The 12,995-nt window shown below is 43.6% G+C and carries 13 protein-coding genes; all 13 read left to right on the top strand.

Annotated elements, in window-relative coordinates:
• The first annotated feature begins 330 nt into the window (after positions 1 to 330).
• The 13 genes from fadR (at position 331) to CGZ90_RS09575 (ending at position 12,943) form a co-directional block, all read left to right on the top strand.
• Entirely contained in the window at positions 331 to 930 is a 600-nt protein-coding gene (gene fadR, locus CGZ90_RS09635; protein ID WP_094252226.1) for a fatty acid metabolism transcriptional regulator FadR, read from the top strand.
• A gap of 11 nt (positions 931 to 941) precedes the next feature.
• Positions 942 to 1,715: an enoyl-CoA hydratase gene (locus CGZ90_RS09630; protein ID WP_094252224.1), complete on the top strand. Its 774-nt coding sequence runs from the start codon at positions 942 to 944 to the stop codon at positions 1,713 to 1,715.
• A gap of 14 nt (positions 1,716 to 1,729) precedes the next feature.
• Positions 1,730 to 2,500, top strand: a complete 771-nt coding sequence (locus CGZ90_RS09625) for an electron transfer flavoprotein subunit beta/FixA family protein (protein ID WP_094252222.1) — start codon at positions 1,730 to 1,732, stop codon at positions 2,498 to 2,500.
• Positions 2,501 to 2,513: 13 nt separating this feature from the next.
• Positions 2,514 to 3,491: an electron transfer flavoprotein subunit alpha/FixB family protein gene (locus tag CGZ90_RS09620; RefSeq protein WP_094252220.1), complete on the top strand. Its 978-nt coding sequence runs from the start codon at positions 2,514 to 2,516 to the stop codon at positions 3,489 to 3,491.
• Positions 3,492 to 3,678: 187 nt separating this feature from the next.
• Entirely contained in the window at positions 3,679 to 3,990 is a 312-nt protein-coding gene (trxA, locus tag CGZ90_RS09615) for a thioredoxin (protein ID WP_094252218.1), read from the top strand.
• Between the two features lie 167 nt (positions 3,991 to 4,157).
• Entirely contained in the window at positions 4,158 to 5,357 is a 1,200-nt protein-coding gene (locus CGZ90_RS09610) for a hypothetical protein (protein ID WP_094252216.1), read from the top strand.
• A 70-nt stretch (positions 5,358 to 5,427) separates the two neighbouring features.
• Positions 5,428 to 6,378: an SDR family NAD(P)-dependent oxidoreductase gene (locus tag CGZ90_RS09605; protein ID WP_240515402.1), complete on the top strand. Its 951-nt coding sequence runs from the start codon at positions 5,428 to 5,430 to the stop codon at positions 6,376 to 6,378.
• Entirely contained in the window at positions 6,354 to 7,301 is a 948-nt protein-coding gene (locus CGZ90_RS09600) for a lysylphosphatidylglycerol synthase transmembrane domain-containing protein (RefSeq protein WP_094252212.1), read from the top strand. The genes CGZ90_RS09605 and CGZ90_RS09600 overlap by 25 nt, the downstream gene beginning before the upstream one ends.
• Before the next feature lies 1 nt (position 7,302).
• Positions 7,303 to 8,763 carry an alkaline phosphatase family protein gene (locus CGZ90_RS09595; RefSeq protein WP_094252210.1) on the top strand — a complete coding sequence of 487 codons (1,461 nt, stop codon included), beginning with the start codon at positions 7,303 to 7,305 and terminating at the stop codon, positions 8,761 to 8,763.
• 17 nt (positions 8,764 to 8,780) lie between these two features.
• Entirely contained in the window at positions 8,781 to 9,521 is a 741-nt protein-coding gene (locus tag CGZ90_RS09590) for a glycosyltransferase family 2 protein (RefSeq protein ID WP_094252208.1), read from the top strand.
• Positions 9,522 to 9,590: 69 nt separating this feature from the next.
• Positions 9,591 to 10,334, top strand: coding sequence for a hypothetical protein (locus CGZ90_RS09585; protein WP_133063575.1), 744 nt, complete (start codon positions 9,591 to 9,593; stop codon positions 10,332 to 10,334).
• A gap of 44 nt (positions 10,335 to 10,378) precedes the next feature.
• Entirely contained in the window at positions 10,379 to 11,350 is a 972-nt protein-coding gene (locus CGZ90_RS09580) for an FTR1 family iron permease (protein WP_094252204.1), read from the top strand.
• 99 nt (positions 11,351 to 11,449) lie between these two features.
• Positions 11,450 to 12,943 carry a hypothetical protein gene (locus tag CGZ90_RS09575; RefSeq protein ID WP_094252203.1) on the top strand — a complete coding sequence of 498 codons (1,494 nt, stop codon included), beginning with the start codon at positions 11,450 to 11,452 and terminating at the stop codon, positions 12,941 to 12,943.
• Positions 12,944 to 12,995 lie beyond the last annotated feature (52 nt).

Below are 12,995 nucleotides of genomic sequence, written 5' to 3'. Positions count from 1 at the left end.
TCTTTTCGCAACGGAAATCTACAGCTACCATGAATCCTTAATTAGCAACAATGTTCGCGAAAAAAGCCTTTTATTAAGAACTAGATTTTTTTGTCTGAGTTTTAACTTATTAGTTTTTGGGGTCGGTTTAGTTCTTGGACTGAGTTTTGATTCTAGAATTGGTCGATTTTTTAGCTATTAAGTTCCGGCTTGTATTTTAAACTTGTTATTAGTACTCTTGTTGTGCGAAAATAAATTGACAGAAAACAGAGACTTATTTTACAATTATGAATGAACAATCATTCATTTTACAAATAAGCAGGTTGGACCGCAAGCAAATGGGGAGATTACATGAAAAGGAAAGGGCCTAAATACGAAAAGATAATAGACGCTGCCGTTACGGTGATTGCGATGCATGGCTATCATCAGTCTCAAGTTTCCAAGATTGCCAAGGAAGCGGGAGTAGCGGACGGTACCATCTATCTTTATTTTAAAAATAAAGAAGATCTTCTCGTGTCCGTATTCAATGAAAAAATGGGTTCTTTCATTGAAAAAACAGAGAATGAACTGAAAGGCAGACAATCTGCAGTGGAAAAGCTTCATACGCTGATTGAAATGCATTTCAAGCAGCTTGAGGCCGACCATGAGCTTTCAATCGTAACACAGCTTGAGCTGCGCCAGACGAACAGGGATCTGAGGGTGAAAATCGGCGAGGTGCTGAAGCGCTATCTGACACTGATCGACCATATCCTAAAAGACGGAATGGAATCTGGTACGTTTAACTCTGATATGGATTACAGGCTCGCACGCCAGATGATTTTCGGAACCATTGATGAAACGGCAACCAACTGGGTGATGAATGACCATCGTTATGGACTGCGAAGGCTTGCCGATCCGATCCACAAGATGCTCATTAACGGTCTATGCGGCCATCATCCGCATGTTGAATAAGGAGGAGAGAAATGGAATACTTGCTTCTGGAAAAGAAAGAACGGCTAGCGGTGATCACTTTGAACCGTGCTCCTGCTAATGCCCTGTCATCGGGTTTGATCAAGGAACTGGGAGAGGCATTCGACGAGATTGAAGGAGATGCTGAGGTCAAGGCTGTACTGATCCATGGCGAAGGGCGATTTTTCTCTGCCGGCGCGGATATAAAAGAGTTTACAACAGTTAAAGATGAAAAAGAGTTCTCTGAGCTCGGGCAATTTGGACAAGAACTGTTCGACCGCATCGAGAACTTTAATAAGCCAGTGATTGCTGCTATTCATGGTGCTGCGCTTGGCGGAGGGCTTGAACTGGCTATGGCATGTCATATCCGCTATGTGGCGGAAGATGCTAAACTGGGTCTTCCGGAACTAACACTTGGATTGATCCCTGGCTTTGCCGGGTCTCAGCGCTTGCCTTATTATGTCGGTACAGCTAAAGCTGCAGAGATGCTGCTCACAAGCGAGCCAATTTCAGGTAAGGAAGCAGTATCTTGGGGATTGGCTGCGGCTGCATATCCTGCTGAAGATGTTTATGAAAAGGCTTACAATTTAGCGTCGAAATCAGCAGAGAAAAGTGCTGTCTCAGTCAGGTATACACTAGAACTTCTGAAATATGCACGTGAAGGCAGGTACAGTGAAGGTGCAGTCAAGGAACGGGAGCTTTTTGGCAAAGCGTTCATGTCTGCAGACGGGCAGGAAGGTATTGCCGCATTTATTGAAAAAAGAAAGCCAGTTTTTAAAGACCAATAAACGGAGGGAAAACGATGAATATCTATGTCATCTTAAAGCGTACGTTTGATACGGAAGAAAAGATTGTCATTAACGGCGGTAAGATTTCTGAGGACAGTGCTGAATTTATTATCAATCCTTACGATGAGTATGCAATTGAAGAAGCCATTACACTTAAAGACGCTCATGGCGGTAACGTGACTGTGGTAACAGTAGGAAGCGAGGATGCTGAAAAAGAGCTTCGCACCGCTCTTGCAATGGGTGCTGATCAGGCTGTGCTCATTTCAGACGAAGATCTTGAAAGCCGTGACCAGTATACTACATCAACGATTCTTGCGGCATACTTCAACGATAAAGAATACGATCTTATTCTTGGCGGAAATGTTGCGATCGACAATGGTACAGGACAAGTAGGCCCTCGCCTTGCTGAGCTTTTGAATATCCCGTATGTGACGACAATAACAAAGATCGATGTCTCTGGCAGTGACGTAACAATCGAGCGCGATGTTGAAGGTGATGTGGAGACGATTCAAACGACACTTCCATTGCTCGTAACGGCACAGCAAGGATTGAACGAGCCGCGCTACCCTTCCCTTCCTGGAATCATGAAGGCGAAGAAAAAGCCGCTTGAAACATTGGAACTTGATGATATCGATATTGATGAAGATGAACTCGAAGCAAAAACAAAAACGGTAGAGATCTACCTGCCGCCGAAAAAAGAAGCCGGAAAGATTTTATCCGGAGATACACAAGACCAAGTAAAAGAACTAGTTTCCTTGCTCCGCTCGGAAGCGAAAGTCATATAAGGGGGAGATCATCATGGCAAAGAAGGTATTGGTTCTTGCGGAAGTTCGTGACGGAGAATTAAGGAACGTTTCTTATGAGGCAATCGCTGCTGGCAAACAGATCGCTGATGGCGGAGAAGTGCTTGCCCTGCTTTGCGGAAAGAACGTGAAAGACCTTGGTGCATCACTTTACAATTATGGCGCAGACCGTGTTGTTGCTGTTGAAGATGAAAAGCTGGAGTTTTATACGCCGGACGGCTATTTTCAGGCCGTAAAGCATGTAATTGATACAGAGTCACCGGATGGCATCGTGTTTGGTCATACTGCGCTTGGAAAAGACCTCGCACCGCGTCTTGCAGCCAGACTGGAATCTGGACTGATTTCAGATGTTACGGGTCTTGAGCAGGCGGGAGACAACGTCGTTTTCACTCGTCCGATTTTTTCAGGAAAAGCATTTGAAAAGAAGTTGATTCAAGACGGAAAATTGTTCGTCACGATTCGTCCGAACAACATTGAGCCTTTGGAAAAAGATGATAGCAGAACAGGGGAAACAGCTGTTGTTTCAGCTGAAATCAAAGATCTGCGTACAATCGTGAAAGACGTTGTCCGCAAAGCATCTACAGGGGTTGACTTGTCAGAGGCAAAAATTATTGTTGCCGGCGGACGCGGTGTAAAATCGACTGATGGATTCAAGCCTTTGCAGGAGCTTGCGGATGTTCTTGGAGCAGCAGTCGGAGCATCACGAGGTGCATGTGATGCTGATTATTGCGATTATTCACTCCAAATCGGACAGACTGGTAAAGTAGTAACGCCAGACCTGTATATCGCGTGCGGTATTTCAGGAGCCATTCAGCATCTTGCTGGTATGTCGAACTCCAAGGTCATCGTGGCGATCAACAAAGATCCTGAAGCGAGCATCTTCTCCATCGCCGATTACGGCATCGTTGGAGATTTGTTTGAGGTTGTTCCTCTTCTTACAGAAGAGTTTAAGAAAGTGCTCGTTAAGTCCTAATATCACATAACGGAAAAATGAAGAGGCCAGTGAGCTGCTGGCCTCTTTCTTTTGAGATTAATAATGTTACTAGCGATGTTTTACAGCAATGCCAGTTGGGTACGATAATCATGTAAGCAAAGTGTTAGGTATTTCAGAAATACAGATGATATACTCTCTGTAGATTCATTAAAGGAGGATTTTTTATATGGCGATTGTAAACGCAACAGACCAAACATTTAATACAGAAACTTCTGAAGGCTTAGTGCTGGCTGACTTCTGGGCGCCATGGTGCGGACCTTGTAAAATGATTGCACCAGTGCTTGAAGAACTGGATCAGGAAAACGAAGCTGTTAAGATCGTAAAGCTTGATGTAGATGAAAATCAGGAAACAGCAGGCAAATACGGTGTAATGAGCATCCCGACACTTATGGTGTTTAAGGATGGCGAACTGGTTGAGCAGGTGGTTGGTTTCCAGCCGAAAGAAGCGTTAGCTCAGCTCCTTGAAAAGCATAAGTAAGTGTAAGAACCCGGCCAAGATGCCGGGTTTATTTTTTTTCTATTACTTCCCAGATGCAAAAAAGGGATTGACGCTGATAATCATTCTCGCTATAATACGAAATGGAAATGAAAATCATTATCAATACCTTAAAAATAATTTTACATATTTCAGGGGGAAGAGATCAGATGAAGAATAAGGCAGCATGGCTATCAGCGTTTTTGTTAACAGCAGGCATTCTTTCAGGATGCGGTAAAGAAGAAAAGGCAGACAAGCCGGAACAGAAGAAAACGGAGCAATCCACTCAAGATACGAAAACGGAAAGCGCTTCTGTTGAGAAATCAGAAACTGCTGTTCAAGTAACCGCTTATGAAGAAATGAAAGCGGAAATGGAAAAAGCAAAAGAAGGCCAAGAGGTTGATTGGGAGAAAGTTTCTGGAATCTATACTGATAAGCTGCAAAAGCATGTAACTGAAGTAGATGAGAGCGGCGAGATGGATCAGGCGATCACTGCAGCTATTGAAGGTGCAAAGAACAAAGAAATGGACAATAACATTGCACGCCAGCTTACTGACAAAGTGACTCAGTCTTATTTTTATCAAAAGCAAAAGCGTCTGCACAAGGACGCTGCAGCGGCACTAGAAGGCAAGAAAGAGAGTGAAGCGAATCTGGCGTTCGGTGAACTGAAGCTTCTTGCTGAAAAGATTTTTGTCCCGACAGCTGTTAAACGTGATGATTATTATAAGCTGCAAGGAGAAGCCAGCATCGTTGAAGGAATTAACAACGGTCTTGCAGCTCAGGAAAAAGCATTAAAAGAAGGCAATGTAGAAGACTTTAAAGTATTTGTTCAGCTGACTGATAAATCGGTTTACCGAAGCTACTATCTCGCTTCAAACTCGTATGCTGAGAAAATAGCGGCGGGTGTAAAAGAAGGCAAACCAAAAGAGGAGCTTCTTCAGGAGCAGGCAGAAGCATGGGGCTTCTTCCAGGCCATTAAAGGATCCCTCAGCGGCGGTGACGAAGCTGCAGCAGCTGAAATCAACAAGCTGTTCACATTGAACGAAACAAAACCAGAAGCTATTGATCCGCAACAAGTTAACCAGTTGTTTACTAAGGCGTTTGCTGGAAAAATCAGCGGATACCTTGAAAAGGCTCCAAAAGCCCTCGAAGATGGGGAAGCAACGGAAGCTAAAGTCGGAGCGCTTGAAGGAATCGTTTTCTTAAAAGCTATTGAAATGGACCTTCAGAAAAAGCTTGGACAGGAAGAAGCAAAGTTACTTCTTGATGACAGCCAAAAGTGGTTTGAAGCAATCTCTTCTGACAACAAAGAGGAAGCGAGCAAGCTTGGCGAAAAGCTGAACGCAGGTTTAACAAAGCTTTCAAAATAATAAATTGGAAAAAAGCCGCAGCATGTGCGGCTTTTTCCTATGTGGTAAAATGCTTGGTAGAGGTGAGACCGTGAGTATATTAATTACCGGCGGGGCCGGATTTATAGGAAGCCATCTGACGAAAAGACTGGTGAAGGAAGGCTTCGACATTACAGTGATTGATTCTTTCCATAACTATTATAGTGTAAAGCAAAAGAAGGATCAGCTTGAGGAAGCGAAGTCATCCGGTGCTTTTGAATTCTATGAACTGGATCTTCTTGATGAAGGAAGGCTGAACAAATGGTTCCAAGAAAAACGTTTTAAAACAGTTATACATTTGGCTGCCATACCGGGAGTGCCAGCTTCAATAGCAGATCCGCATTTGTATATTGATTATGATATAAAAGCAACAGTTAACCTTCTTCGGGCAGCTGGAGAGTCTGGAGTTTCTCATTTCGTTTTTGCTTCATCTTCTTCGGTTTATGGAAATGCAAGCGGAATCGCTAAAGCATCTAAGGAAGAAGATGCTGCAGGAAGCGTTGTCTCACCATATGCAGCAGCCAAATGGGGAGCAGAATCGTTCTGTAAAGCTTACAGCAGCCTATATGGGTTTGATCTTACTGTTCTTCGTTTCTTTACTGTATACGGTCCTTGGGTCAGGCCTGATATGGCGATCCCCATTTTCATAAACAAGCTGATGAGAAAAGAAAAACTTTACCTTTTTAACGAACATAGCGCACGGGATTACACGTATATAGATGATATTACAGAGGGCATTTTCCTTTCACTTTTCGGACATCGAGGTGAGAGGACCTATAACTTGGGCAGCGGTACTCCTGTAACACTGAACACTTTAACGGACGCTCTGGCGCATCATTTTCCTCATCTTGAAAAAGAGTACACCTCCAGACGAAAAGGGGATGTGGAGAGAACATGGGCGGATATAGGGAAAGCTTCTGCAGATCTAGGCTATAAGCCGAAATTCTCTATACAAGAAGGGCTGGAAAGGACCGTTGCATGGGCAACAGCTTATTTTCATTAAGTAACGTCATTCGAGCAGGAACCAGCATCCTGATGCTGTTCTTAGTCCTTTATTTCATTGGCCACCTGCTGCCCGAACAGGCCGTTTATAACCTGCTCGCTCGATTTATAAGCGAACCTGGCATCACCATGGCTATAATTGTTGCCTATTCAGCTGCGTTTGTTTTAAGGGCGCTTGTATGGAAGCTGTATATTGGGCATGCAGCCATCCCTTTTCGAATCTTTCTGAATGGCCTGCTATATAGTCTGTTCTTAAACCATGTTTTGCCGGTAAAAGTTGGAGATGCAGCAAGGGCCGGCTATTTGGCCCATCATTCTGGAGGAACGGTCAGCTACATATCATCTTTTCAGTCCGTCGCGGTCCTGAGGATTCTCGACATGCTCTTTCTAGGTGGTGTTGCGGCTGCAGGTTCTCTTTACGCTGGCTACAGTCTTTATACTGGCTGGTGGGAACTTTTTGCTTTGATCATTTTCATTTTCATACCCGTTTTATATTTTCTGCAAAGAAAGTTTGCGAAAATACGGGATTTTGCAGCGTCAGCTTTTTCCTTGTTTACGAGTATAAGAGGGGCAATAGCAGTGCTGCTCACTGGGCTGAGCTGGGTGCTCGAATCGTTTGTACTATACGGGACAGCAGCCATGATCATAAGCGGCCTGTCATTTCCTGCTGCATGGTGGACGACGAGCGTAACGATTGCAGGGCAAGTATTTCACTTTTCTCCTGGGGGAATCGGAACGTATGAAACAGTGATGACAGGCACGCTGAAGCTGCTTGATCTGCCTGTAGCGTCTGCTTATGAGATTGCGATTGCCAGCCATGCATTTAAATTTATTTACTCATATGCAGCAGGACTCTATTTATGGCTGGCTGCACCAGTTTCGTTTGTAATAATAAAAAAATGGCTTAAAAAGGAACGTGTCTAACATGAAGAGAGCGTCAAAATTTGAGAAGGTCGCAGCAAGATGCTGGAATCTATTAAATGAAGGAAAGCCCTTCACTCCTATTTTCACAGCAGGTGTCATGCTGCTGTTTACGTTTACTAGGTGGGGAGAAGCTGATTTTTGGCCAGCGTTCGGAACTGGCTTTTTAATCGTATTGCCATTTCTAATTCTTTATTTTGTGTACGATTTTCCGCTGTTTTTAAGAAATTATCTTTATTTTCCTCTCATTGCCTGCCTAATGCTTGGTTATCAAGCGGATCTTAAACTATGGCTTACAGCAGCAGGACTTTATTTCTTTTTTACTGTATTTTTCTGGGGAACAATCTATTATTATCTGCGGATTGGGACGACATTGTTGAATTTCACACGCTTTTGGAAGCTTGTTTTGAAAAACAGCGACTCAACAAGCGGGAATGCGCAGGAACAGCTCCCTAAAGTGCTGCTGCTACTGACGATTTGGCACCAGCCTTTGTCAGGAACGGCAATTGATCAAAATTTTTTAATCGGATTAGGGATATTCTTCCTCGGTCTGCTGTTGTACACTTTCATCCTTCACCGTTATTTATTTGACTGGAAGCCTGCACCTTATACGGCAAGAACCTCTAACGCTGAGATTCCTGAGGAACCGGTAAGCGACCGAGTAGTCGTCATCGTGATTGACGGAATGAGAAAAGACCGGTTTGAAGCGGCGGACACGCCTTTCCTTGACAAGCTAAGAAAAGAAGGAACAGAATACACGCAGATGGAGACAGTCTACCCGGCGAGAACGGTTGTATGTTTTTCTTCAATGTTTACAGGAACTTACCCTAGCGACCACGGCATCACATCAAATATGGTATGGAAACTGGGCATTAAAACAGAGAGTATTTTTGATTCATTAAGAAAGATTAATAAAAAAGGAAAGCTGCTTGGCATTGCTCATCTAGTAGATGCGATGGGAAGCGATGTTGAAACGGTAACAGCTGTCATGCATAACGATGAAGCCGACCCGAACATCATGAAACGGGCAAAACAAATTATGCTCGAACAAAATCCCGATTTTTTTGCTGTCCAGATGATCGCTACAGACCAGACGGGGCACAGCCGCGGTGTGCTGTATGATGAGTATCTTCAAAAGATTGCTGAAGCGGACAGACTTGTTGAGGATTTTGTCTCGTTTTTAGAAGAGAATGGCATGATGAAAAATACAACACTTATGATATGTGCCGACCATGGGCAGGCTGACGGCATCGGCGGGCACGGGCATCTCGATGAAGGGGAACGATTCGTACCATTCTTCATCCACGGCCCTGCCATTAAAAAAGGAGTGAGAATCGACGAGAAGCATTCACTTGTTTCACTTGCTCCGACGATCGCTTATTTAATGGGTGCTCCTTATCCATCACATTCTAAAGGACCCGTGCTTACAGGAGCTTTAAAAAACAGCCGGAAATTTTCGCAATAAAGGAGCAAGTGGCAAGCATGATCGTTTCAAAACGAAAAATTATCGTCTTTCTTCCTGCGTTTAATGAAGAAGATTCAATTACAGAAGTTATACAGAACATCCCGCGTCATTTTCAACATGATCTTGAGGTAGAAGTTTTAGTGGTGGATGATGGATCAGCTGACAGCACGGTTATTGCAGCCAAAAATGCTGGAGCTGACCATATTGTTACTCATCCTGTTAACAAAGGCCTGGGAGCAGCGGTCAGGACGGGGCTTAAGGAATCTTACAGGCTTGGTGCTGACATCAGTGTCATGATTGACGCAGACAATGAATATCCGGCAGATGAAATCCCGCAGCTGATACAGCCTATTTTAGAAGGAGAGGCAGATTACACAATGGGTTCGAGGTTTCTCGGCACGATTGACGGGATGAAGCTGCACAGACGGCTGGGGAATTATTGCTTCACACTTCTTCAATGCCTGCTGCTGCAAAAGATAATTTATGACGGGCAGTCAGGTATGAGGGCATTTTCCCGTGCGGCTATGAAGGAAGCAGAAATAATCCATGACTATAATTACGCTCAGGTGGTTACGCTTAACCTAATGCGAAAAGGTTTCAGGATGAAGGAAGTGCCGATCACATATAAAGTGAGAACGACTGGCACTTCGTTTATTTCATTCAAAAAGTACATCGGAAATGTTTTGCCTGCTATATGGAAAGAGATGCGAAGACCAGTAAAAAAACGACAAATTCATGAACAGTTAGGTGAGCCGTGATTTTTGGCTCATCTTATATTGACATCGATGATGATAATCATTATCATTGAAATTGCGAGGTGCAAACATATGATACGTCTCATAACCGCAATGGCGGCATTTCTGTTTTTTTTCAACGTAACGAATAACAGTGCTTCCGCTTACTCATACGGTGACCCTGGTGAGGAAGCGATAGCTGAGTCCTACAAAGAGATAGAAGCATACACGAAAGAAAATCGATGGGATGAAGCAAAAACGGTCTACCAAGGATACGAAAAAGAATTTGATTTATATTTTAAAGAGGTAAAACCGTTTATTGACCGGGGATTTAAAGAGAAGGACCGCGAGCTTGTCCTTTCATCTTATAAGGCAGCGTTAAGGATGAATATTGAAAGACGCCTGCAGTTCGCTGAAAAAGAATTTGATAATTACGGACGCGCCAAGCTGCTGCTGGCAAAAGCAAACGGTACGTTTAAAGTGCTTTCTGGAACCCTGGACACTGAAGAAGAGAAAGATAAAGCAAAAAAAGTTGATGCTTCTCTGCAAAAAGCATTAAAGTCGCTTGGAAATCCTGGATTGTTCGGCATTGGCGAGAGCAACAGCGACAAAGCGGCATTTGACAAAGAAGTAAAATACATATCAAGCGAATTGAAACCGCTGTTTCCAGTGCCTGGTGCAGAAAAGGAATCTCAGTTTCAGGAAGAACACGGATTTTTTGATTTCGGAGATGCAGATGCAGGAGATAAAATCTGGCTTCTCATATCGGTTGGACTCGTGCTGATCCTAGCCGTTCTCATCATCATGGGGAAAATAAAGAAACGCCGTCAGCAATAATAGTAGGCTCGGGCTGCAGGCTGCAATAGGGGAGATGAAGCAAAATGAACTTTCAAGCTTTTTTAATCACGCTGCGGGAGGCGCTTGAAGCCATCCTGATCGTAGGTCTCATACTTTCGTATCTTTCCCGTCTTAAGGCGGAAAAGTTTAACAAATGGGTATATGCGGGTGTCGGTCTGGCGCTTGTTTCAAGCTTTTTAGTTGCGCTTATGTTTCAAGTCATCTTCACCGGATTTGCGAGCTTCGGTTCTGAGGTATATTTAAAAGTCGGCATTATGTTTGCTTCAGTCTTGCTGCTGACTCATATGGTTGGCTGGATGACGAAACAAACTAAAGACATTAAAGGCGATATGGAGAAAAAAATCAATGCGGCCGTTACGCTTGGAAGCGTCTCAGCTATGATCATCCATTCTTATTTAATCGTCCTGCGTGAAGGTGTGGAAACGGTTTTTTTCTTCGCTGCAATCAGCGGGGGTGAAGTACAGAAAGTCCTGACGAGCTATGGAGCGCTGAGCGGCCTCTTAACGGCTCTAATCTTAGGATATTTGTTCTTCAGCGGCACAATGAAAATCTCCCTGAAAGCATTCTTCAGAGTTACAGGAATGCTGATCATGTTTATTGCAGCTGGGCTCTTTGTACAGGCGGTCGGGATCGTTCAGGATCTCGGTCTTGTCGGCAGCGTGATGGAAACTGCAGATGGCAAGCCAAAAGAGCTTTATAACATTGTAGAATTTATGCCGGAGCATTTTGTTGATGAACAGCATTATGAACGCGATACTGGGAATGATGTTTTGATCAGCGGCCAGGTTGGGCTGTTCATGTCCGCGATGTTCGGATATAGCCACAACCCATCGGTTGAACAAGTTGCAGCTTACTGGCTGTATTTTATCGCAGTGTTCAGCTGGATCGGTTTCTATGTGAAAGGATTCGGCCGCAAGCTTTCGCCGGCGGAACAAAAGGAACAAAAGCCGGTGGAGAAGCGGGTCGCTCACTCAGCAAAGTCGGTTAATGCATAATGAAAAGGTCCGCTGTTAAAGCGGGCTTTTTTTAATGGATTTAATTTACGAAACGTGATTTTCCAATACTAATTTATCTGTTGAAAAGAGGAAGGCAGCATGGCGAAGAACAGTGAAAAAGAGAGAGGGCGCAATGGCCGCAGTTATTTTCTAGGAAATAATGTCGAAACGAAAGCTGCAGCTGCTCTTATTATTCTTTGTGTATTATATGGCTTCAGAATCTTCCAATCTGCCTCTTTTCCATCTACTTGGGACGAAGTGGATTTTGTTCTCGCTGTAGACCGTTTCAGCCTGGCAGATATGCAGCCCCATTTTCCCGGCTACCCGTATTTTATTCTTGGCGGAATGCTGTTTTCTGCATTTACTGAAAACAATACACTGTCTCTTGTACTATGGAGTCATTTTCTGCTTTTTTCTTCTGTGTTTCCTTTATTCTGGCTTTCTAAAAGAATGACTTCCTCTTTAGCTGGACGATTTTTCATAACAGGAACTGTTCAGGTCTCCTCTTATTTATGGTTTGTTTCATCTCAGCCAATATCTGAAGGTGCTGCTCTAGGAGTCATGTGGTGGTATATATGGTCGTTATGTTGGGCGGATGAGAAAAAAAATCTTGTGAAAAAATCTTTGCCGCTGTTTCTTTTCAGTATACTGATGGGAATAAGACTCTCTTATTTGCCTCTTGGAACGGGACTTTTGCTGTTATTTGTCTGGGAACTCCGAAAGCATCGTGACATTAACCGCATCGCCATCCTGCTGACCTTGGCTGTCCTCTTTCAATGGGTTTGGCTCAGTGCCTTGATTTTATCAGAAGGAGGTATTTTCTCCTTCCTGCATCTTGCATTCTCATTCACGGAAGGACATTTTACGGAATGGGGAGGGGCGATTACTGCCGCAAAGCTTACCCTTCTTGAAAGGTCATTATTGTTCATAAAGAATACTTGGTTTACAGGGATTGCAGGAGAAAATATCTTACTCCTTGTGATGAGTATCCTTCTGACCGTATTGGCCGTTAAGGAGCTGCAAGGAAAACGAATAAAAAAAGAAGGGGCATTGTTCGTTCTGCTTGCAGTTTCCTATGTTATTTATGCTTTTTTTGCCCAAAATCCAGAAAAGCCTAGGCATATGCTGCCTGTGGCCTCTTTGATTACATTTGGTGTATATGCTGTGTTAGCTGGTAAAAACAAAGGCATAAATCGATTGCTTGCCATCTTTCTTATACTGCAGGCAGCGAATGGTTTTTATTTGCTGAAGGAAGCTCGTACAGTTAGACCTGCCGTTTATCAGCTGGAAGATTACATTTCAAAGTCTGGAGAACCGTCTGTGCTTTATACGTGGGAAGAGACAAGGATGCTTCAGTACACCCGGGCTCCATTCACACATAAACGTATTGAAACGTTTGCCTTTTTTAAGGAAGATGAACAGAATTATTCAGGATATACTGTCTACCTGACCGGAAAAGCGTTAAGAGGGTTTGAACTGCAAGGTGCTGCTACTAAGGATTGTGCTAAAAAAGTGAAGACGTTTGAATCATCGCATCTTGTAGACCCTGTTTACAGCAGCATATCGCTATATGAGTGGACATGCAGACAATAAGCGGTTTTGTTTTTCGTTCAAAGCAAAAAATGGTATTCTATAGAAATGAAAA

The sequence above is a fragment of the Fictibacillus aquaticus genome, assembly GCF_002245695.1.
In the GTDB taxonomy this organism is placed as follows: Bacteria; Bacillota; Bacilli; order Bacillales; family Fictibacillaceae; genus Fictibacillus; species Fictibacillus aquaticus.
This window is presented reverse-complemented; position numbering and strand designations above follow the sequence as displayed.

Bases quoted from the DNA above. Each gene is read 5' to 3' on its own strand.
- CGZ90_RS09585 (WP_133063575.1), top strand. From the start codon at position 9,591: ATGATACGTCTCATAACCGCAATGGCGGCATTTCTGTTTTTTTTCAAC.
- fadR (WP_094252226.1), top strand. From the start codon at position 331: ATGAAAAGGAAAGGGCCTAAATACGAAAAGATAATAGACGCTGCCGTT.
- CGZ90_RS09600 (WP_094252212.1), top strand. From the start codon at position 6,354: ATGGGCAACAGCTTATTTTCATTAAGTAACGTCATTCGAGCAGGAACC.
- CGZ90_RS09630 (WP_094252224.1), top strand. From the start codon at position 942: ATGGAATACTTGCTTCTGGAAAAGAAAGAACGGCTAGCGGTGATCACT.
- CGZ90_RS09590 (WP_094252208.1), top strand. From the start codon at position 8,781: ATGATCGTTTCAAAACGAAAAATTATCGTCTTTCTTCCTGCGTTTAAT.
- CGZ90_RS09575 (WP_094252203.1), top strand. From the start codon at position 11,450: ATGGCGAAGAACAGTGAAAAAGAGAGAGGGCGCAATGGCCGCAGTTAT.
- CGZ90_RS09595 (WP_094252210.1), top strand. From the start codon at position 7,303: ATGAAGAGAGCGTCAAAATTTGAGAAGGTCGCAGCAAGATGCTGGAAT.
- CGZ90_RS09625 (WP_094252222.1), top strand. From the start codon at position 1,730: ATGAATATCTATGTCATCTTAAAGCGTACGTTTGATACGGAAGAAAAG.
- CGZ90_RS09610 (WP_094252216.1), top strand. From the start codon at position 4,158: ATGAAGAATAAGGCAGCATGGCTATCAGCGTTTTTGTTAACAGCAGGC.
- CGZ90_RS09580 (WP_094252204.1), top strand. From the start codon at position 10,379: ATGAACTTTCAAGCTTTTTTAATCACGCTGCGGGAGGCGCTTGAAGCC.
- CGZ90_RS09620 (WP_094252220.1), top strand. From the start codon at position 2,514: ATGGCAAAGAAGGTATTGGTTCTTGCGGAAGTTCGTGACGGAGAATTA.
- trxA (WP_094252218.1), top strand. From the start codon at position 3,679: ATGGCGATTGTAAACGCAACAGACCAAACATTTAATACAGAAACTTCT.